Genomic DNA, 18500 nt, shown 5'->3' on the forward strand with positions numbered 1-18500 from the left:
AGACCAGTTTCAGTTCCCTGGTCCGCTCGCTTCACCTGCACGTGGGGCAGGTCAAGACCTTCTGGTCTTTACGAGCCAGGGTCAACCTCAAAATCGCTGCCCACAACCTCATGCACTCAGGTGTGTTGGTCTGACTTCAGGTAGCAAACGAGGTAAGTTCATCCTCGACATGGTGGTGAACCACGCCGGCTACAACGCCCGCGTCGTGAGCCAGCGGCCCTCCTGGTTCCACAGCCCCGGCGAGTGCACCAACGACGAGACCTGTGCGCTGGCGGGCCTCCCCGACTTCAAGCAGGAGGACCCCACCGTCGCCGGCTACCTCACCAACCTGAGCAAGGGCTGGGTGAGCCGCTTCGCCCTCGACGGCATCCGCATGGACACGGCCAAGCACGTGCCCATCGCCTACTGGCGCGACTCCTGGATCCCCGGGGTGAGCAGCGTGCGCGCCGGGCTCTTCAACGTGGCCGAGGTCTTCCGGGAGGGCTCGGCCAACGACCTCAAGCCCTACCTCGACGCCGGCTTCGACTCGGCCTTCAACTTCCCGCTGCGCCGGGCGCTGGTCAACGCCTTCGCCAAGGACGGCTCGGTGGACCAGGTGGCCCAGCGCGTTCAGGACGACCTGGGCATCCTGGGGCTCTCCCGCCACCTGATGCTCACCAACCTGCTCGACAACCACGACGTGCCCCGCTTCGTCAACGAGCCCGGCTTCGGCGTGCCCGAGGACGAGATCCGCCGCCGCTACCACCTGGCGCTGGCCGCCCTCTTCACCCTGCCCGGCATCCCCCAGATCTACTACGGCAACGAGCTGGGCATGTACGGCGGCAGCGACCCCGACAACCGCCGCGACATGCCCCCCTGGGCCTGGACCTCCTCCGGGCGCACCGCCGGCGGCAGCGGCTTCCTGCCCAACCCCGAGCTCACCTACCAGCACGTCAAGAAGCTGGCCTCGATCCGCTACAACAACGCCGCGCTCTACCAGGGCTACTACGCCGAGATGTGGCGGCAGAACGGCTCCGGCAACCCCAACGTCTACGCCTACTTCCGGGGCTCGAGCAGCAACCGCGTCATCACCGCCCTCAACAACGGCGCGGCCCCCTCGGGCCTGCTGAGCATCCCCGTGCAGAGCAACACGGCCATCTCCAGCACCGACCGCAGCGCCCTCCCCGACGGCACGGTGCTCACCGACCTGCTGGGCGCGGGCGCCCCCAGCCCCATCACCCTGACCGACGGGGCCTTCAAGGCCAACCTGCCCGCTCGGGGCGTGGGCATCTACCGGCCGCGCTCGAGCACCGGCGCCAGCGCCGTCACCTTCACCGTGACCGCGAGCACCGCCTGGGGCGAGAACGTCTACCTGGCGGGCAGCACCGGCGAGCTCGGGCAGTGGGACACGGGCCGCGCCGTCAAGATGAGCCCCAGCAACTGCTCGGGCAGCACCTGCACCTGGTCGGTGACCCTGCGCTACCTGCCCTACAGCCAGAGCATGACCTTCAAGTTCATCAAGAAAAACGGCGCCAGCGTGACCTGGGAGACCGGCAGCGACCGCAGCTACACGGTGCCCTCGAGCTCGAGCGCCACCTACAGCGGCGGCAGCTTCCGCAACTAGCCATCGTATCTGCCCCGCCCGCCTCGAGAAGGGTGGGCGGGGAGCTGCTTCGCGTTACGAGTTAGGAGAGCACTACCTCCCAAATGCCCCTTCCCCGATAGCTTAGACTTAAGCAGTCTATGAGCTGGCTGCAACGCCTCCGCGAGGGGCTTACAAAAACCCGCGAGAACATCACCAAGGCCATCCCCTGGGGCGGCAACCCCGAGGAGGTGCTCGAGGAGCTCGAGTACGCCCTCATCGCCGCCGACGTGGGGGTGGAGGCGACGCAGGAGGTGATCGAGGAGGTGCGGGCTTCGGGCAAGCGCGACCTGCGCGAGGCCATGAAGGAGGCGCTGGTGCTGCAGCTCGAGCCCGACGCCCGCCGGGCCAAGCTGCGCAAGCTGGGCTTCAAGCCCGACGCCAAGAAGGCCACCGTCGAGCCCCAGGGTAAGGTGGTGCTGATGGTGGGGGTCAACGGCGTGGGCAAGACCACCACCATCGCCAAGCTGGGGCAGTACTACCGCTCGAAGGGCAAGAGCGTGATGTTCTGCGCAGGCGACACCTTCCGCGCGGCAGGCGGGGCGCAGCTCGGGCTGTGGGGCGAGCGGCTGGGCATCCCGGTGATCCAGGGCGAGGAAGGCTCCGACCCCGCGGCCCTGGCCTTCGACGCGGCCTCGGCCCGCAAGGCGCGCGGCGTGGACCTGTTGATGGTGGACACCGCCGGGCGGCTGCACACCAAGCACAACCTCATGGAGGAGCTCGCCAAGGTCAAGCGCTCCATCGCCAAGGCCGACCCCGGCGAGCCCGGCGAGGTGTGGCTGGTGCTCGACGCGGTGACCGGGCAGAACGGCCTCGAGCAGGCCAAGCGCTTCAACGAGACCGCCGGCCTCACCGGGGTCATCGTCACCAAGCTCGACGGCACCGCCAAGGGCGGGGTGCTGGTGCCCATCGTGCGCGAGCTGGGCGTGCCCATCAAGTTCATCGGGGTGGGCGAGAAGGCCGACGACCTGCAACCCTTCGACGCGGGCGAGTTCGTCGAGGCGCTGCTCGGCTGAGGTTCGTGGCGCAGGGGCGGGGCGGCGCCTCGCCTAAATTCCCATGACCGATCTCTTCGAGCTCTTCCAGCCCCTCGCGGCGCAGGCCGGGGAGGTGGCCGGCGTCCCCTACCTGCTGCAGCCCCAATTCCCGCTGCTGCTCGCCAACACCGCCTTCGGCTTCGACCCCGGCGCGCTGGGCGGGCTCGAGGCCCGCTTCGCCCAGGCCGGCCTTCCGCTGGCCTTCACCCTGCCCGAGGACGACCCGGCGCTGCCGGAGCTGGCGGCTTCAGGCTTCTCCCCTTCCGCCGCCTTCGAGCTGTGCCAGGCCCAGCCCTCCAAGCGCTCCTTCTGGACCGAGCAGGTGCCCTGGAGCGAGGCCTGGAGCCTGTCGCGCGTCCTCACCGAGGCCTACGGCGCCCCCGAGTGGCGCTTCCCCTTCGCGCAGGCGCTGGGCAAGTTGCTGCGGAGGGAGGGCTCGAGCGCTTTCTTCGCCTACCTCTACGGCGACGCGGTGGGGGCGGTCGTGACCTGCCGGGGCGTGGGCCTGCTGGCCGGGGTGGTGCCCGCCCGGCAGGGCAACGGGGCCGGTACGGGCCTGCTCGGGCGCATCGCCCCCATGCCCTTCCTGCGGATGGCCGGGAGCGAGGCGGAGTTCCCGGGCGAGGTGTTGCGGCGTTTCGTGCGCCTCGGGCCTGCTTAGGCAAATGCCCCTACAGCACCCCCTACAATGGCTTTGATATGGACGCGAAGAGCAAAAGCCCGCTGGACTGGGGCTATCTCCTGCTGGCCCTGGCCTGGCTGGTCGCCATCGTGGCGATGCTGGGCAGCCTCTACTACTCCGAGGTGCGCAAGTTCGTGCCCTGCACGCTGTGCTGGTATCAGCGCATCGCCATGTACCCGCTGGTGTTCATCCTGGGCACCGCGCTGTGGCGCGGCGACCTGAAGGTGAAGTACTACGTGCTGCCGCTGAGCCTGGTGGGCGGCAGCATCAGCGTGATCCACCTGCTCGAGCAGCGCGGCCTGCTCGACACCTCGGCAGTGTGCAGCAGCATCGTGCCCTGCTCGGTCGAGTACATCCCCAGCTTCCCCATCCCGTTGCAAGCCCTCATCGCCTTCGTGCTCATCAGCGTGGCGATGTTCATGATCCGGCCGAAGCAGGGATGATGGTCGATGGTCGATAGCCGATAGCCGATAGCTAAAAATGCGTGTGGCCTGTGGCGGAAAGGCACTGCTCCTCGCCGCCGTCAAAGGCCTAGGGCCAGGGCGTCTGGCGTTTGGCGTTTGGCGTTTGGCGTACGACGCAGGACGTACGACGTACGACCCGCGCCATTCAACACCCCGCGCTCGAGCCCTTGCGCGGGCTCGAGCGACCGGCGTAGACTCGGCTCACCCTGCGTTTTCGCGCGTTCGTCGAGATGACTCCGGCTCAGCCATTCGTACGGAGGTCATTTATGTGTGCACCGCACGTGATGGGGCTGGTGGAGCAGGCGCTCTCGCGCAGGGAGCTGTTCAGGATGGCTTTGGGGGCCGCGGCGGTGGCGACCGCCGTGGGCAAGGCCCAGGCGCAGGTGCAGGGCAAGGCCTTCAGCAACGTGGCCGACCTGACCCACGTGGTCTCGCCCGACTTCCCCGTTTTCCCCGGCGCGGCGCAGATGAAGATGGACCTGCTGGTCACCGTGAAGAACAACGGCTTCTACAAGAACACCCTCACCCTCGATGAGCACACCGGCACCCACATGGACGCCCCGGCCCACTTCGTGGAGGGGGCCCCCACCGCCGAGACGTTGCCCGCCAGCCGCCTGATCGCGCCGCTGGTGGTGCTCAACATCAAGGCCAAAGCCGACGCCAACCCCGACGCCGAGGTGACCCCCGACGACATCCTGGCCTGGGAGCGGGCCAACGGGCGCATCCCCGCGGGGGCCTTCGTGGCGATGTACTCGGGCTGGGACGCCAGGGTGGGCGACCCCAAGGCCTTCGTCAACCTCGACAGCGCCAACGTGCAGCACTACCCCGGCTTCAACCCGGCGGCGGCCGAGCTGCTGGTGAAGGAGCGGGACATCGTGGGCATCGGGGTGGACACGCTCTCGCTCGACTTCGGCGCCTCCAAGGACTTCAAGACCCACGTCACGGTGCTGGGGGCGGGAAAGTACGGCCTCGAGAACCTCGCCGGCCTCGCCGGCGTGCCGCCCAGCGGGGCGATGGTGGTGGTGGGCGGTCCCAAGCACAAGAACGCCTCGGGCGGGCCGGCCCGGGTGCTCGCGCTCTGGTAGGTTCGGGCGTTGGCAAGGGCAGGGCCGTCCCTACGGCTTCGAGCGGCTTCCGGAGGAAACGCCCTCACCCGCCCAGCAGCAGCAGTTGCACCAGCAGGATCTTCAGCAGCATCGCCAGCGGGTACACGGTGGCGTAGCCCAGGTTGGGCTGCTCGCTGCCGGTCTTCTCGAGCGCGAAGGCCAGCACCGCCGGCTGGGTCTGGAGCCCGGCCAGCACCCCGCCCAGCACCGGCAAGGGCACCTTCAAGCGGTGGCCGATCCACAGCGTCAGCAGCGCGGCGCTGAGCGTGATCAGCGTGCCCACCAGGAACAGCCGCAGGCCCTCGCCGCCCAGCAGGGTCTGGCCGAAGGCGTAGCCCGAGCGGGTGCCGATCCCGGCCAGGAACAGGATCAGGCCCAGTTGGCGCAGGGTGAGGTTGGCGCTGAAGGGGATCTGCCACAGCACCGGCCCGGTGCGGCCCAGCGCCCCCAGCACCAGGCCCGTCACCAGCGGCCCCCCGGCGAAGCCCAGCTTGAAGGTGCCCCCGCCCGGCAGCGGGATGGGCAGGCTGCCCAGCAAAAGGCCCAGCGCGATGCCCAGGCTGAAGCTCACCACGTCCACCTCGGCCAGGGCGCGGTAGGAGTCGCCCAGGAAACGGCTGGCCCGGCGGATGCTCTCCTTGGGCCCCACCACCCGCACCCGGTCGCCGAGCTCGAGCACGGTCTGGCGGGTGGGCAAGAACTCCACCTCGCCGCGCCGCACCCGCGTCACGACCACCCCGAAGCGCTCGGGCAGGTTGAGCTCGGCCAGGGTGCGCCCGGCCACGTCCTTGCTGCTGACGAAGACCCGGCGGAAGTCGAGGTCGTGGCGGCTCTCCTCCAGTTGCTCGGGCACCGCCCGGCCCAGCACCGCCGCCACCCGCTCCACCTCCTGCGGCACCCCGACCACCGCCACCCGGTCGCCCAGCGCCAGCTCGGTCTGGGCAGTGACGAGCTGCTGGGCCCCCGCCCGCTGCATGCGGCCGAAGACCACGTTCCACTGGTGGGCGCGGGTCAGTTGCTCCACCGTCCAGCCCACCACCTTGGGCTGGGTGACCTCGAGCGTGCGGTTGACCAGCGAGGGGGACTCGGGCTCCTCGGCCGCCCCCTTGCGCCCCCACAGGCTCCAGGCCAGGTAGAACGCCAGCAGCATCCCGATCACGCCCACCGGGTAGGCCACGGCGTAGGCCGCCACGGGCAGGGCCTGCGCGGCCTCGTCGGCGCCCCGGCCCTTGAGGGCTTCCAGCGCCGCCGCCAGCGCGGGCGTGTTGGTGAGCGAACCCGCGAAGAGCCCGGCCCGCAACGGGGCGCTCAGCCCCGCCAGCCCCCCGGCCATAAAGACCAGCAGCGCGGCGAAGCCCAGCACCCCCAGCACCAGCGCGTTGTAGCGCCAGCCCCGCTTGCCCAGCGCGGCGAAAAAGCCCGGCCCGCTCGCCAGGGCGATGGTGTAGACGAAGAGCACCAGCCCGAAGAGGTAGACGAACTCCGGCAGCTTGAGCTCGGGCGAGAGCGCCCCGAAGCCCAGCCCCACGAAGAGCACCGCCGCCACCCCCAGGCTGAAGCTGCCGATGCGGACCTGTCCCACCAGATACCCGATGCCCGCGACCAGAAAGAGCAACAACAAGGCGTTTTCGTGCAAAAGTTCGAGCATCGTTCCCATCCTGAGGGGTTTTCAGCGTTGGGGCCGGCCCGCAGCCACGCGCTCGAGCCTCCCCGCTTCCTGGCTTTATTGTCGCCCGAGACTCGGGGGTTATCTGTCCCAAGGCAAAGACCGGGCCCGCCGTGGCCCGGTCCATCGGCGCGGGGGGCGCTCAGGCCTTGGCGAGCGCGGCCATCGCCCGGTCGGCCATGGCGGAGAGCTTTTCCTTGGTGAGGGGGATCTTGCCCTCCAGCGCCAGCCCCTTCCCCTCCTCCCAGTGGGCGTGGTAGTGGATGTGCCCGCCGGGCACGCGGAACTGGATGTGCTTGAGCTCGGCGTGGCGCGGCGAGACCGAGGCGAAGAAGAAGGGCTCGCCCCGCGCGTCGGAGAGGGAGACGGCCATGACGGTGGTGGGCACCTCGTAGGGGCGCTCCATGCGGTAGATGAAGTCGGGGAAGTCGGACTCCTTGGTGAAGAGCACGCCTTTCTGGGCGGCGTATTCCCGCATCCACTCGAGGACTTCGAGCCAGGACTTGTATAGCATCTCGTCGTGGTGATGGTCGTGAGGGGCGCTCATAGTGACCAGTTTACCAAGTCGCGGGCCCGCCTCAGGGGATCACCTCCGCGTCCTCGGGCACGGGCACCAGGTTGAACCGCACGATGTAGCGCTGGGCCCCGCCCCGGCTGCCGTACTTGCGCATCAGGGCGTCGAGCTCGCGCTGGAAGGCCTTGGCGTCGGGGTAGTCGAGGTACATCGAGTCGTGGAAGCGGTTGAACATGGCCGGCTCGCCCGGGGCAGTAGGGTCGTAATCCTCCCGCGGCCCCAGCGCCAGGCTCTCGGTGAGCACGCCCTCGGCGTCGCGGTAGACCCGGCTTCCCCAGCGCCTCGAGCCCTCCCCGTGCGCGTAGAGCAGCCCCTTGACGATCTCCCGCTCCCAGAAGCCGTTCCAACGCAGGTAATTCTCGAGGTCCACCGGCCCCGCCAGCGGCACGTAGAGCACGTCGGCCACCGAGCGGTAGACCTTGACGGCCCGTCCGGCCCGCTTCTCCTCGCGCACCACCCGCAGGAGGCCGAGCTCGAGGTAGCGCCGCGTGCGCACGTAGGCGGTGTTGAGCTTGCTGCCGGTCTCCTCGGCCACCTGGGCGATGGTGCGGTCTTGGGCCAGGAAGGGCGCGAAGTAGCGCAGTTGGGCCGCGTCGGTGAGCACCCGGGCGGCCTCGGGGTCCCGCACCACGTAGACGCTGCTTGATTCAGCGGCTTCCATATCAAGCAGCATACCCCCAGCATGAAGCCAAGATGATCCTGCGCCGCGTCTTCGGTGACCCACTGCTCGAGCCCCTGCGCGAGCGCCCCTTCCGGCTGTTCTGGCTGGGCCAGACCGTCTCCCTGCTGGGCGACCGCGTGGCGGCGGTGGCCCTGCCGTTTCTGGTGCTCGAGCTCGGCGGCTCGGCCACCCAACTGGGGCAACTCTCCGCCCTCTACAGCGCGGGCCAGGTGCTGTTGCTGCTGTTGGGCGGGGTGCTCGTCGACCGCATCCCCCGCCGCAACGTCCTGGTGGTCACCGACCTGATCCGCGGGGCGCTGGTGGCGGGCATGGTGGCCCTGCTGCTCGGCGGCGGCCTGACCCTGGCCCACCTCTACGCCATGTACCTCCTCTTCGGCCTGTGCAGCGCCTTCTTCATGCCCGCCACCGCCAGCATCGTGCCCGAGACCGTCCCCAAGCCCCTGCTGGTGCCCGCCAACGCCCTGCGCTCCTTCGCGGGCGAGTTCGCCGGCATCGTCGGCCCCGCGCTGGGCGGCATCCTGGTCGGCTTCGGCGGCCTGGCGCTGGCTCTGGGCTTCGACGCCCTGACCTTTGGGGTAGGGGTGGCCTGCCTGCTGCTGATGCGGGTCCGGCCCCGCCCCGCCACCCCCACGCTGGGCAAGCCCCGCTACTGGCAGGACCTCGGCGAGGGCTTCCGCCTGATCGCCCGCTCGCAGTGGCTGTGGGCCACCATCCTGATCTTCGCCTTCGTCAACGTGTTCTTCGCCGGGGCCACCTCGGTGCTGTTCCCGCTGCTGGCCAAGGAACGCCTGGGCGACCCCCAGGTGCTGGGCTGGCTCTTCTCGGGCGTCGCCGCCGGCTCGCTGCTCAGCGCCCTGCTGCTGGGACGGCTGGGCAGGGTCGCCCGCCGGGGCCTGGCCGCCTACGCCGGGGTCGCCGCCAGCGGCCTGGCCCTGCTGGGCCTCGCCCTCGCCCCCCACCCCGCCGTCGCCGTGGCCCTGGCGATGCTCATGGGCGGCAGCCTCGTGGTCTTCGGGGTGATCTGGGAAAGCACCGTGCAAGAACTGGTGCCGCTCGAGGCCCTCGGCCGCGTCCACAGCGTAGACATGCTCGGCTCCTTCGCCCTGCTCCCCCTAGGCTTCCTGGCCGTCGGCTGGCTCGCCACCCACCTGGGGGTGACCCCTAGCCTCCTGATCTGCGGCGGGGCAGTCGTTTTGCTGGCGGGGACCGGGCTGTTGGTGCCGGGGGTGAGGAATTTGCGATGAGGGTCGATAGTCGATAGTCGATAGTCGATGGTCGATGGTCGATAGCCCATAGCTGATAGCCAAACGCCTCATTGGGGTTAATCATCCACTGGGGTTGTGCCCGGCCCGTAAGCCGACTACAGCCCCACTTCCCCGTGGACGGGCGCTCGTCCCGGGCTGCCCCGCCCCGGCCGGGGTGTGCGGCTCACGCGGGAGGGGGTGGGCGGGGTGTCGGGGGAGCCCAGGGGGAGGCCATGTGGAATGGCCTCCCCCTCGCTCCCCTGACGGCGGAGCGGGGGACACCAAACCAAAGCACCGAGAAGCACCCCCATCAGAACCCCCACCACGGCAAACAACTCGCTTAGGGGATTGGGCTCACTACGCCGAGAACGTACCTGCGCTAGAGTAGCCTGGATGCAGCTCGCCGACCTGCCGCCCCTGCCGGAAAAACCCGGGGTCTACCTCTGGAAGCAGGGGGAAACCATCATCTACGTGGGCAAGGCCAAAAGCCTCAAAGCCCGCGTGACGAGCTATTTCCACGCCGAGGGCAAGTCGCTGCGGATCAGCCGGGAGGCCAGCCGCCTCGAGTTCATCGTCGTGCGCGACGAGGTGGAGGCACTGCTGCTGGAGGCCAACCTCATCAAGCAGCACCGCCCCAAGTACAACGTCCTGATGAAGGACGACAAGCACTACCCCTTCCTCAAGCTCACCAACGAGCCCTTCCCCATGCTCATGATCGTGCGCCGCGTCCTGCCCGACGGCGCCCGCTACTGGGGCCCCTTTCCCGACGGCGGCGCGGTGCGCCGCATCAAGCGGCTCGTGGACCGCTTCTTCCCCCTGCGCAAGAACAGCGGCTTCCCCATGAAGAAGCGCCGCTACCCCTGCCTCAACTTCTCGATGGGCCGCTGCCTGGCCCCCTGCGTGGACCGGGCCGACCCCGAAGCCTACGCCGCCGCGGTCAAACAGGTCGAGAACCTGCTCGACGGCAAGGTGGACGAGCTCTTCGCCAGCCTCGAGGCCCAGATGCGCCAGGCCGCCATGAACCAGGACTTCGAGCGCGCCGCCGAGATCCGCGACCAGATCAAGGCGGTGCAGGCCTTCTTCGGCACCACCCAGCAGGCTTACGACGTGGAATTGGGCGACCTCGACTTCCTGGGCTTCGCCCGCGCCGCCGACTACGTGGTGATCCAGCTCTACCAGATGCGCGGCGGCCAGATCCTCGGCCGCACCAGCCGCTTCGCGGAGGGGGTCAAGGAGGACAGCAACGAGGAGCTGCTCTCGGCCTTCCTGCGCGACTACTACCTCGAGGCCACCCCCCTCCCGCCCCTGGTGCTGCTGCCCTTCGCCGTGGACGACCAGGACGCGCTCTCGGAGTTCCTGAGCTCCAAGGGCCGCCGGGTCGAGGTGCGCGTGCCCCAGCGCGGCGACAAGACCCGCCTCGTCGAGCTCGCCCAGCGCAACGCCCAGACCGCGCTCGAGTCCGAACTCAAGCTCATGGAGCGCAAGGGCGACCACCCCGGCCTCAAGGCCCTGGCCGAGGTGCTGGGCCTCTCGCGCCGCCCCTACCGCGTCGAGGGCTACGACATCTCCAACCTGATGGGCGAGGCGGTGGTGGGCTCGATCACGGTGTTCGAGGGGGGCCGGCCCAAGAAGCCGGAGTACCGCCGCATGAAGATCAAGGGCCTCAAGGGCGCCGCCGACGACTTCTACTCGATGGAGCAGACCGTCTACCGCCGCTTCACCGGCTCGCTGGCCGAGAGCATGCCCCTGCCCGACCTGCTCCTCATCGACGGCGGCTTAGGGCAGGTGCGGGCGGCGAAGAAGGCGCTCGAGAGGGCCGGGCTCGACATCCCCCTGGTGGGCCTCGCCAAGCGCGAGGAAACCCTGGTGCTCCCCGACGGCAAGACCATCGAGCTCCCCCTCACCCACCCCGCGCTGCAACTGCTCATCTACCAGCGCGACGAGACCCACAACAACGGCCTGCAGTTCAACCGCAAGCTCCGCACCGACAAGGCCCTCAAGAGCGTCTTCGACGACATCCCCGGCATCGGCCCCAGCCGCAAGATGGCCCTGCTGCACCACTTCTCCACCCTCGAGGAGCTGCGCGCCATGACCCCCGAGGAGCTCTCCAAAATCCCGGGCATGGACAAGCGCAGCGCCAAGGCGGTGCTCGAGGCCCTCTCCGCGATGGGCGTGGGCAGCCCCCCTGTTTAAACGGCCTGGGCCAGCAGGTACACGGCCTTCATCCAGGGCTCCACGGTCTCGAGGCCGAAGCCCCAGCGCCGCAGTTCCTCGGCCAGGACGGCCTGGCGCTCGGCGTTGACCTCGCGCAGCCGCCAGGGGTCGGGGCGCACCCGCTCGACGCGGAACCCGGCCGCCCCCAGCACCCCGCACAGCTCGGCCTCGCTGAACCAGTGGCGGGTGTGGGGGATGAAGCGCTCGAGCAGGCCCCGGGCGAATTCCCTCCCCGGCGAGCCCTCGGGGAGGACGCCTGTGGACAACAGCAAAGAGCCGCCCTCCGCCACCCTCGAGCGCAGCTTTCGCAGCTCCTGGACGGGGTTTTCAAAGAACTGGATAACCTGGAGCAAGACCACCAGGTCGAAGTTATCCACAAGGTTATCCACATACCCTGTGGATAACTCCACGTTGGTCAGGGGAAGGTCGCGCAGGTTCGCCCGCGCGGCCTCGACCTGGCCGGGCGAGGGGTCGAGGCCCAGCACCCGCGCGTGGGGGAAGGCCCGCGCGACGTCGAAGGTGCCCAGGCCGTTGCCGCAACCCAGGTCGAGGATGCGGGGCGAGGGGGGCAGCTCGAGGCTTTGCAGCAGCTCGAGCACGATGCCGGCGTCGTGGAAGCGGCGGGTGGCGGGCAGGCGCCCGAAGTGCTCGAGCATCGCCCGATGGTGCTCCGGGTCCATCAGTAGCCCTTCTCCGGCGTCACCACGTTGAGCAGCGGCTCGCCCCGCCGGTAGCGCTCGAGCTGCTCGCGCACCAGGCGGAAGCCGCGCTCGAAGAGCTTGTGGGTCGAGCCCGCCATGTGCGGCGTGAAGAAGACCTCCGGCAGCGACCACAGCGGGTGCCCCTCGGGCAGCGGCTCGGGGTCGGTCACGTCGGAGACGAAGCGCAGCCGCCGGGACTTGAGCGCCTCGATGAGGGCCTCCTGGTCGACGGTCTTGCCCCGCCCCGCGTTGACGAAGAGGGCCCCCGGCTTCATGCGGGCGAAGAACTCGGCGCCGCACAGCCGCTCGGTCTGGGGGGTGAGGGGCAGGAGGTTGATCACGACGTCGGCCTGGGGGAGCCAGTCGGGCAGCTCGGAGAAGCCGTAGACGTTCTCCCGCGCACTGCGCGCCACCCGGATGAACTGCACCCCGAAGGCCTCGAGCCGCTTCTCGGCGGCCCGGGCGATGGAGCCGTAGCCCAGGAAGAGCACCGTCGAGCCCTCGAGGTCCCCCACCCACTGGTAGGCCCAGCGCTGCTCGCGCTGCGCGTCGCGGAACTCGGGGAAGCGCTTGATGGTGCCCAGAATGGCCCCCACGATCCACTCCGACACCGGCACGTCGTGGATCCCCGCCCCGTCGCAGAGGGTGAGGTGCGGCGGCAGCCTGGGCAGGATCCAGTCCACCCCCGCCGTGAGCGTCTGCACCACCTTCAAGGCCTTGAGGTTGGGGATCTCCTCGAAAAACCTCCGGGCCGACCCGTAGGGCGCCACCGCGAACTCGGCCTGCGCCGCCTCCGCGGGCAGGGGCCCCTGCTTGGGCAAAAACACCACCTCCGCCGGGAGGCCCTCGAGGTAGCGGGCTTCGACCCCTTCTTGCACGAGCACGAACATGGGCTAAATATACGTCGATAGCCGATAGCTGATGGCCGGACGCGCAGCGCGGGTCGTACGTCGTACGCCAGACGCCAAACGCCAAACGCTAAACGCCTTTTCTTCACCCCCCTTAACAAGGGGGGCCAGGGGGGATACCCCCTCCCCGCGGGCAGGGGGGATGCCTTTCTGCCACAGGCCACACGCTTTTTTAGCTATCGGCTATCGGCCATCGACCATCGACATTTTCCAGCGTTCAGCCCTCGACCCTCCCTCACCCCAGGCTCTGCCACTCCTCCCGCGTGACCTCCATGTGTACGTCCTCGAGGCGCCGCTCCTCGGCCTTGGGGCGTGGCGGGCCCAGGGAGATCGAGGGGCGGGGGGCGGGGGCGGGGACCACCGAGACCACGCGGAAGCCGGCCTTCTGGAAGGCCTTCTGGGCGCGCAGGTTGTGCTTGAAGGTCTTGAGCCTCACGCGCTGGAGGTTCATGCGCTCGAAGGCGTAGCGCAGCACCGCGCGCACCGCGTCGGTGCCGTAGCCCTGGCCCCAGCGGTCCTTGGCCCCGATGAGGATGCCCAAGGTGGCGTCGGTGCGGCTGAGGTCGTAGAGCTCGACCGTGCCCAGCCACTCTCCCCCCTCGTCGAGGATGCCGAAGCCCAGCCGGTCGCCCCGGGCCACCTCGCCCATCACCACGCGCTTGAACAGCCAGATCGGCATGCGGAGGGGGCGGCTGCCGTTCCACTCGGCGATCTCGGGGTCGCGGAAGCACTCGTAAAAGCGCCGCCACTCCTCCTCGGTCAGGCCTTCGGTGAAGGGTTTGAGGGTCACCCGCCCGGAGCGGGGCCAGGTGTCGGAGATCAGCACACCCCCAGGATACGCCAAGACACGGGGGTCAGGGCGGGGAAACCCCCGATCCTGACCCCCGAACCCGCCGAGCCGCTTTAGGGGTACAGGCCCAGCAGGGCGCGGGCCTCGAGCACGCGGGTCGCGGCGACGATGTAGGTCGCGGTGCGCAGGCTGACCTTGCGCTCCTCGTGCACCTGCCACACCGCCTCGAGGGCGTTGCGCATGATCTGCTCGAGGCGCTGGTTGATCTCGGCCTCGGTCCAGAAGTAGCTGTTGAAGTCCTGGACCCACTCGAAGTAGCTCACCGTCACGCCGCCCGCGTTGGCGACCACGTCGGGCACCACCAGGATGCCGCGCTCGGCCAGGATGTCGTCGGCGGCGGGGGTGGTGGGGCCGTTGGCGCCCTCCACGACCACCTTGCACTGCACCTTCCAGGCGTTGGCCTCGGTGATCTGCTTCTCCAGCGCCGCCGGGACCAGGAACTCGCAGGGCACGGTGAGCACGTCCATCGCCGGGATGGGCTCGGCCTTGGGGTAGCCGCGCACCCCGCCGGTGGCCTGCACGTGCTGGGTGAGGTCGTAGGGGTCGATCCCGGCCTCGTTGTAGACGGCGCCGGTCACGTCGGAGACCGCCACGACACGGGCCTTGTGGTCGTGGAAGATGCGCGCGGCGGCGTTGCCCACGTTGCCGAAGCCCTGGATGGCGACGCGGGCGCCCCCGAGGTCCATCCCCAGCTTCTGCGCCGCGACCGCCGCCGCCACGAACACGCCGCGCCCGGTGGCGTCACGGCGGCCCAGCGATCCGCCCACCTGGATGGGCTTGCCGGTCACCACGCCCGGGGTGGTGTGGCCGATGTTCATGGAGTAGGTGTCCATCATCCAGCCCATCTCGCGCTCGCCGGTGCCGACATCGGGGGCGGGGATATCCTTGTGGGGCCCGATCAGCACGCCAATCTCGGAGGTGTAGCGCCGGGTGAGGCGCTCGATCTCGCCCGTCGAGAGCTTGCGCGGATCGACGCGGACGCCGCCCTTGCCCCCGCCGTAGGGCACGCCCACCGCGGCGTTCTTGATGGTCATCCAGGCCGCCAGGGCCATGACCTCGGAGAGGGTCACGTCGGGGTGGTAGCGCACCCCGCCCTTGGCCGGCCCGCGGAAGGTGTTGTGGTGCACCCGGTAGCCCTCGAAGTGGGCCACCGAGCCGTCGTCCATACGTATGGGGATGTCCACCACTAGGATGCGCTTGGGCCGCTTGAGGTCTTCGACCCAGTAGGCCAGCTTGCCCAGATAGGGCGTCACGCGCTCGACTTGTTCGAGGTAGATCTCCCAGGGGCCGTTGTTCTCGCTCGAGAGGTACGAAAGCGGTTCACTTCGCATAGCTGCTCCGTTGGCTCTTATTGCCCTGTATAGGATACAGCCTGTTTATGCATTGCAACATATGTCCTGCGTCGAAGGTCGGTACGCCGAGCGCGGGTCGTACGTCGTACGTCCTACGTCGTACGCAAAACGCCAAACGCAAGACGCCTCGGCTCTGGACCCTCGACCGCGGGGAGGTCCGGGGTAGGGTGCTTCCCCCACAGGCCACACGCTTTTTTAGCTATTAGCTATTAGCTATTAGCTATTAGCTATTAGCTATCAGCTATGGGCTATCGGCTATCGACCATCGACCCTCTACTCAGCTAAGGCGCGACAACTCCTTACGGGCCAGCGCCTCGAGCGCGTCGCGGTAGGGGCTGGGGGGCAGGGCCTGCAGGTGCTCCACGGCCGCCTCGACGCGGGCTTGGATGGCCTCCACGACCTCCCGGTCGATCCCCGCCTGCACCGCCAGGGTGCGCAGGCGCTCGAGGTCGCCCACCCCCTCCCCCTTGCGCCGCAGGATCTCGCCGGCCTCCTGGGGGAACTCCTCGAGCAGCCGCAGGGTCACGCGGGTCAGCTTGCCCTCGCGCACGTCCCCGCCCACCGGCTTGCCCAGCACCTCCACCGAGCCCATGAGGTCGAGGTAGTCGTCGCGCATCTGGAAAGCCTGCCCGTAGAGTAGCCCGAAGTGCGCCAGCGCCTCGCGCTGTTCGGCCGGGACACCCGCCAGCACCGCCGGGCCCTCGCAGCACAGCCGCGTCACCGAGCCGGTCTTGCCGGTGATGATGCGCTCGTAGGCCTCGAGGGAGTAATCCGCCAGCGCCGCCACCTGGAACTGCAGGACCTCCCCCTCGGAGAGCTCGCGGGCGGTCTGGGCCACCATCGCCACCAGTTCCATCCGGCCCATCTCGGCGAGCAGGTGCATCAGCCGGGCCAGCAGGTAGTCGCCGGAGAGCACCGAGACCGCGTTGCCGTACTTGCGGAACGCGGCCACCTGGCCCCGCCGGGTCTCGGCGTCGTCCACCAGGTCGTCGTGCAGGAGCGTGGCCGAGTGGAGCAGCTCGACCACCAGGGCCATGTCTACGGCGTGGGGGGCACCGCCGAGCGCGCCGCTGGCCAGGAACACCAACTGCGGCCGCACCCGCTTGCCGCCCGCCGTCACCAGGTCCTCCTCGATCAGCCGGATGAACTCCACGTCCGAGCGGATGACCTCCCGCAGGCGCTCTTCGAAGGCCTCGAGGGGGAGTTCGAGGGAGGTGGTGAAGGGCTTCACGCTCATCGAGGCCAGTATATGCTACCGGCCTCGACGCGAATGCAAATTGTGGCAGTAAGGCTCAGTTGGCCTTGAACAACACCAGGTTGAGCTCGCCGCCCCAGTTGCTGCCGTTGTCGCCGTAGGCCTCGATGCTCCTGAGAACGGCCGAAGTGATCCCCGGCGCGCCGATCGCGATGTTCACGTCGGTCTCGAGCCCGTCCACCAGGATGGCGTTGTGCAGGCCGTAGTCCTTCTTGGTGTCCACCTTGCGGCAGAGCTTGTTCTCGCGCTCGAAGTCGTTGGTCACGTCGACCGCGCAGCCGGGGAACAGCCGGGGGGTGGTGAGCTCGACGGTCTGTCCGTTGCTGAACTCGATGACGTAGCTGACGACGCTCGAGGGGGAGCCCGCTTTGCTGTAGAACGACAGCGTCCCGGTCAAGGCGACCCCGTCGTACTGGAAGTCGCTCGCGCCCACGACGACCCGGGGCACGAGGACGTTGATCCCCCCATAATTGTTACAGCCCGATACCAGAAGCATCGTGGCTCCGAGGAGCATAGCTACGATTCTTTTCATCCGATCATCTCCTCCCTCAAGCGCGGGTTCAGGATAAAGAAACTCAGGCGGCTCAGACCGGCTAAAAAGTCCACGTTCTCCACCGCCACTTCCTTGGGCACCTCGAGGACGACGGGTGCGAAGTTAAGGATGCCCCTCAGGCCAGAGTCTATCATCCGGTTCGCCACACTTTGGGCTGAATCCGCCGGCACGGCTATTAATCCAATCTCAATCCTCCGCTCGGCGACGGCCCTGGGGAGGTTCTCCAGCGACTCGACCGCGATCCCGCGGAAGCTCAGGCCGTGCTTGGTGGGGTCGATGTCGAAGAAGCCGCGCAGGTCGAAGTGCTCGTCGAAGCCGGGGTAGTCGGCGAGGGCCTGGCCTAAGCGGCCCATGCCCACGATGCACAGGCCCCAGCGGCGGTTGAGGCCCAGGATCTGCTGGAGCTCGCGGCGCAGCACCGGGACGGTGTAGCCCACCCCGCGGGTGCCGTAACTGCCGAAGTAGGAGAGGTCCTTGCGCACCTGGAAGGCCGTGACCTGGGCTTCTTCGGAGAGCTGCTCGCTCGAGGTGCGGTTGACGCCCCGGGCCTCGAGGTCTTCCAGGATGCGCAAGTAGGTCACCAGACGAGAAATCGCTGCACTGGGCACTTTCGCCATTCCAGTACCTCCATCTTCATGTGCCCCCAGGCACAAGGCCCGCGAGCCGGGTAGGAATCCTCGAGCCCATCATAGGCCGGGGCTAGGGAACGGCCAGGGTCGGCAACCCCATGGCCTTGAGGCGGGCGACGACCTCTTCGCGGCCCTCGCCCAGGGGGCCGACCCGCACCCTGAGGAGGCTGCCGTCCTTGACCAGCACCACCGGCAGGCCCTCGGACCGCAATTTCTCGACCAGGGCATCGGCCGAGGCCTGGGTCTTGAAAGCGCCCACCTGCACGTAGCGGGGTGCAGCGGAAGGTTGGGCCTGAGGGGCGGTCTGGGCAGGCGCGGCGGGCTGCGCCGCGGGGCGCGCGCCCCGGTACACCTGGGCCCCCGCGAAGCCCCGGGCCACGCCGCGGGCCTGCTCCTCGGTGGCGTAGGGGCCGACCGTGACGCGGGTGAGGGCCCCGGCGGCCTCGAGCTGCACCCGGTAGCCCTGGGCCTCCAACTGCTGGGCCAGCCTCGAGGCGTTCTGGGCGTTGGAGAACGAGCCCACCGCCACCCGCCAGCTCCCGGCGGGGGTGCTGGGGGTCTGGGCGGCGGGGGCCGGTTTGTCGGCGGGTTGGGGTTTGGGCTGCTGGGCAGGCGCCTCCGGAGGCGCCTGGGGGATGGGCAGGGCGTTGATCACCGGATCTCCCGTGGCCGGGTCCTGCGCCTGCGGCTGGGGTTGGGCCTGCGGCTGAGGCTCGGGGGCCGGCGCGGGCTGCGGCTGGACGGGGGCAGGGCGGGTCTGCTCCACCCGCGGCTGCGGGAGGGGCGGCGGGGACTGGGCGGGGAGCCGCTGGAAGGGGTTGATGCCCGTGAGGAAGAACACGATACCCGCCACCACTAGGCCGAACAGCACGAAGATCAGCAGGTCGAGCCAATTGTTGCGGAGCCAGCCCATACCTCTAAACTACCGCACTACAGGCGCATTGCAAACAACCGCCGGGCGG

18 protein-coding genes are annotated in these 18500 nt (G+C 69.0%); 7 read left to right on the forward strand and 11 right to left on the reverse strand.

Features of this window, described 5'->3' with window-relative positions; translation table 11 throughout:
- Nucleotides 1–169: 169 nt before the first annotated feature.
- The 5 genes from MEICH_RS23275 (at nt 170) to MEICH_RS0102575 (ending at nt 4889) form a co-directional block, all read left to right on the forward strand.
- On the forward strand, nt 170–1603 hold the full coding sequence (locus MEICH_RS23275; RefSeq protein ID WP_051303856.1) for a carbohydrate-binding module family 20 domain-containing protein: 1434 nt from the start codon (nt 170–172) through the stop codon (nt 1601–1603).
- Nucleotides 1604–1722: 119 nt separating this feature from the next.
- Entirely contained in the window at nt 1723–2637 is a 915-nt protein-coding gene (gene ftsY / locus MEICH_RS0102560; RefSeq protein WP_027891308.1) for a signal recognition particle-docking protein FtsY, read from the forward strand.
- 43 nt (nt 2638–2680) lie between these two features.
- A complete protein-coding gene (locus MEICH_RS0102565; RefSeq protein ID WP_027891309.1) occupies nt 2681–3319 on the forward strand; it encodes a hypothetical protein in 639 nt (212 codons plus the stop codon).
- Nucleotides 3320–3357: 38 nt separating this feature from the next.
- Nucleotides 3358–3783 (forward strand): disulfide bond formation protein B, encoded by a 426-nt coding sequence (locus tag MEICH_RS0102570; protein ID WP_027891310.1) that lies wholly within the window; start codon nt 3358–3360, stop codon nt 3781–3783.
- Between the two features lie 287 nt (nt 3784–4070).
- On the forward strand, nt 4071–4889 hold the full coding sequence (locus tag MEICH_RS0102575) for a cyclase family protein (RefSeq protein WP_027891311.1): 819 nt from the start codon (nt 4071–4073) through the stop codon (nt 4887–4889).
- A 64-nt stretch (nt 4890–4953) separates the two neighbouring features.
- Here the strand turns inward: MEICH_RS0102575 and MEICH_RS0102580 are convergent, their stop codons facing one another.
- From MEICH_RS0102580 to MEICH_RS26805, 3 genes are all read right to left on the reverse strand, one after another.
- A complete protein-coding gene (locus tag MEICH_RS0102580) occupies nt 4954–6558 on the reverse strand; it encodes an aspartate:alanine exchanger family transporter (protein ID WP_027891312.1) in 1605 nt (534 codons plus the stop codon).
- Nucleotides 6559–6718: 160 nt separating this feature from the next.
- Nucleotides 6719–7123, reverse strand: a complete 405-nt coding sequence (locus MEICH_RS0102585) for an NADH-quinone oxidoreductase subunit 15 (RefSeq protein ID WP_027891313.1) — start codon at nt 7121–7123, stop codon at nt 6719–6721.
- A 31-nt stretch (nt 7124–7154) separates the two neighbouring features.
- Entirely contained in the window at nt 7155–7811 is a 657-nt protein-coding gene (locus tag MEICH_RS26805) for a hypothetical protein (protein ID WP_027891314.1), read from the reverse strand.
- A 32-nt stretch (nt 7812–7843) separates the two neighbouring features.
- Here MEICH_RS26805 and MEICH_RS0102595 point away from each other — a divergent pair, with 32 nt between their 5' ends.
- Nucleotides 7844–9076: an MFS transporter gene (locus tag MEICH_RS0102595; protein ID WP_027891315.1), complete on the forward strand. Its 1233-nt coding sequence runs from the start codon at nt 7844–7846 to the stop codon at nt 9074–9076.
- A gap of 393 nt (nt 9077–9469) precedes the next feature.
- Entirely contained in the window at nt 9470–11269 is a 1800-nt protein-coding gene (uvrC, locus tag MEICH_RS0102600; protein ID WP_027891316.1) for an excinuclease ABC subunit UvrC, read from the forward strand.
- Here the strand turns inward: uvrC and MEICH_RS26810 are convergent.
- From MEICH_RS26810 to MEICH_RS0102640, 8 genes are all read right to left on the reverse strand, one after another.
- A complete protein-coding gene (locus MEICH_RS26810; RefSeq protein ID WP_084542149.1) occupies nt 11266–11970 on the reverse strand; it encodes a class I SAM-dependent methyltransferase in 705 nt (234 codons plus the stop codon). The two genes, uvrC and MEICH_RS26810, sit on opposite strands and share 4 nt — an antisense overlap.
- On the reverse strand, nt 11970–12881 hold the full coding sequence (locus tag MEICH_RS0102610) for a 2-hydroxyacid dehydrogenase (RefSeq protein ID WP_027891318.1): 912 nt from the start codon (nt 12879–12881) through the stop codon (nt 11970–11972). Before MEICH_RS0102610 ends, MEICH_RS26810 begins: the two co-directional genes overlap by 1 nt.
- Before the next feature lie 253 nt (nt 12882–13134).
- Nucleotides 13135–13725 (reverse strand): GNAT family N-acetyltransferase, encoded by a 591-nt coding sequence (locus tag MEICH_RS0102615; RefSeq protein WP_027891319.1) that lies wholly within the window; start codon nt 13723–13725, stop codon nt 13135–13137.
- A 77-nt stretch (nt 13726–13802) separates the two neighbouring features.
- Nucleotides 13803–15080, reverse strand: coding sequence for a Glu/Leu/Phe/Val family dehydrogenase (locus MEICH_RS0102620; protein ID WP_027891320.1), 1278 nt, complete (start codon nt 15078–15080; stop codon nt 13803–13805).
- A gap of 298 nt (nt 15081–15378) precedes the next feature.
- The gene (locus MEICH_RS0102625) at nt 15379–16338 is read right to left on the reverse strand and encodes a polyprenyl synthetase family protein (RefSeq protein WP_027891321.1); all 960 of its coding nucleotides are present in this window, start codon (nt 16336–16338) and stop codon (nt 15379–15381) included.
- 55 nt (nt 16339–16393) lie between these two features.
- Nucleotides 16394–16852: a hypothetical protein gene (locus MEICH_RS0102630; RefSeq protein WP_169730629.1), complete on the reverse strand. Its 459-nt coding sequence runs from the start codon at nt 16850–16852 to the stop codon at nt 16394–16396.
- 32 nt (nt 16853–16884) lie between these two features.
- Nucleotides 16885–17526 (reverse strand): redox-sensing transcriptional repressor Rex, encoded by a 642-nt coding sequence (locus tag MEICH_RS0102635; protein WP_027891323.1) that lies wholly within the window; start codon nt 17524–17526, stop codon nt 16885–16887.
- A gap of 82 nt (nt 17527–17608) precedes the next feature.
- A complete protein-coding gene (locus MEICH_RS0102640) occupies nt 17609–18451 on the reverse strand; it encodes an SPOR domain-containing protein (protein ID WP_027891324.1) in 843 nt (280 codons plus the stop codon).
- Nucleotides 18452–18500 lie beyond the last annotated feature (49 nt).

Origin of the sequence: Calidithermus chliarophilus DSM 9957 (genome assembly GCF_000430045.1) — a bacterium.
GTDB classification, from domain to species: domain Bacteria; phylum Deinococcota; class Deinococci; order Deinococcales; family Thermaceae; genus Calidithermus; species Calidithermus chliarophilus.

Excerpts from the sequence above, each read along its gene's own strand:
- MEICH_RS23275 (WP_051303856.1), top strand. The coding sequence starts at position 170 with ATGGTGGTGAACCACGCCGGCTACAACGCCCGCGTCGTGAGCCAGCGG.
- ftsY (WP_027891308.1), top strand. The coding sequence starts at position 1,723 with ATGAGCTGGCTGCAACGCCTCCGCGAGGGGCTTACAAAAACCCGCGAG.
- MEICH_RS0102565 (WP_027891309.1), top strand. The coding sequence starts at position 2,681 with ATGACCGATCTCTTCGAGCTCTTCCAGCCCCTCGCGGCGCAGGCCGGG.
- MEICH_RS0102570 (WP_027891310.1), top strand. The coding sequence starts at position 3,358 with ATGGACGCGAAGAGCAAAAGCCCGCTGGACTGGGGCTATCTCCTGCTG.
- MEICH_RS0102575 (WP_027891311.1), top strand. The coding sequence starts at position 4,071 with ATGTGTGCACCGCACGTGATGGGGCTGGTGGAGCAGGCGCTCTCGCGC.
- MEICH_RS0102580 (WP_027891312.1), bottom strand. The coding sequence starts at position 6,558 with ATGCTCGAACTTTTGCACGAAAACGCCTTGTTGTTGCTCTTTCTGGTC.
- MEICH_RS0102585 (WP_027891313.1), bottom strand. The coding sequence starts at position 7,123 with ATGAGCGCCCCTCACGACCATCACCACGACGAGATGCTATACAAGTCC.
- MEICH_RS26805 (WP_027891314.1), bottom strand. The coding sequence starts at position 7,811 with ATGGAAGCCGCTGAATCAAGCAGCGTCTACGTGGTGCGGGACCCCGAG.
- MEICH_RS0102595 (WP_027891315.1), top strand. The coding sequence starts at position 7,844 with ATGATCCTGCGCCGCGTCTTCGGTGACCCACTGCTCGAGCCCCTGCGC.
- uvrC (WP_027891316.1), top strand. The coding sequence starts at position 9,470 with ATGCAGCTCGCCGACCTGCCGCCCCTGCCGGAAAAACCCGGGGTCTAC.
- MEICH_RS26810 (WP_084542149.1), bottom strand. The coding sequence starts at position 11,970 with ATGGACCCGGAGCACCATCGGGCGATGCTCGAGCACTTCGGGCGCCTG.
- MEICH_RS0102610 (WP_027891318.1), bottom strand. The coding sequence starts at position 12,881 with ATGTTCGTGCTCGTGCAAGAAGGGGTCGAAGCCCGCTACCTCGAGGGC.
- MEICH_RS0102620 (WP_027891320.1), bottom strand. The coding sequence starts at position 15,080 with ATGCGAAGTGAACCGCTTTCGTACCTCTCGAGCGAGAACAACGGCCCC.
- MEICH_RS0102625 (WP_027891321.1), bottom strand. The coding sequence starts at position 16,338 with ATGAGCGTGAAGCCCTTCACCACCTCCCTCGAACTCCCCCTCGAGGCC.
- MEICH_RS0102630 (WP_169730629.1), bottom strand. The coding sequence starts at position 16,852 with ATGCTTCTGGTATCGGGCTGTAACAATTATGGGGGGATCAACGTCCTC.
- MEICH_RS0102635 (WP_027891323.1), bottom strand. The coding sequence starts at position 17,526 with ATGGCGAAAGTGCCCAGTGCAGCGATTTCTCGTCTGGTGACCTACTTG.
- MEICH_RS0102640 (WP_027891324.1), bottom strand. The coding sequence starts at position 18,451 with ATGGGCTGGCTCCGCAACAATTGGCTCGACCTGCTGATCTTCGTGCTG.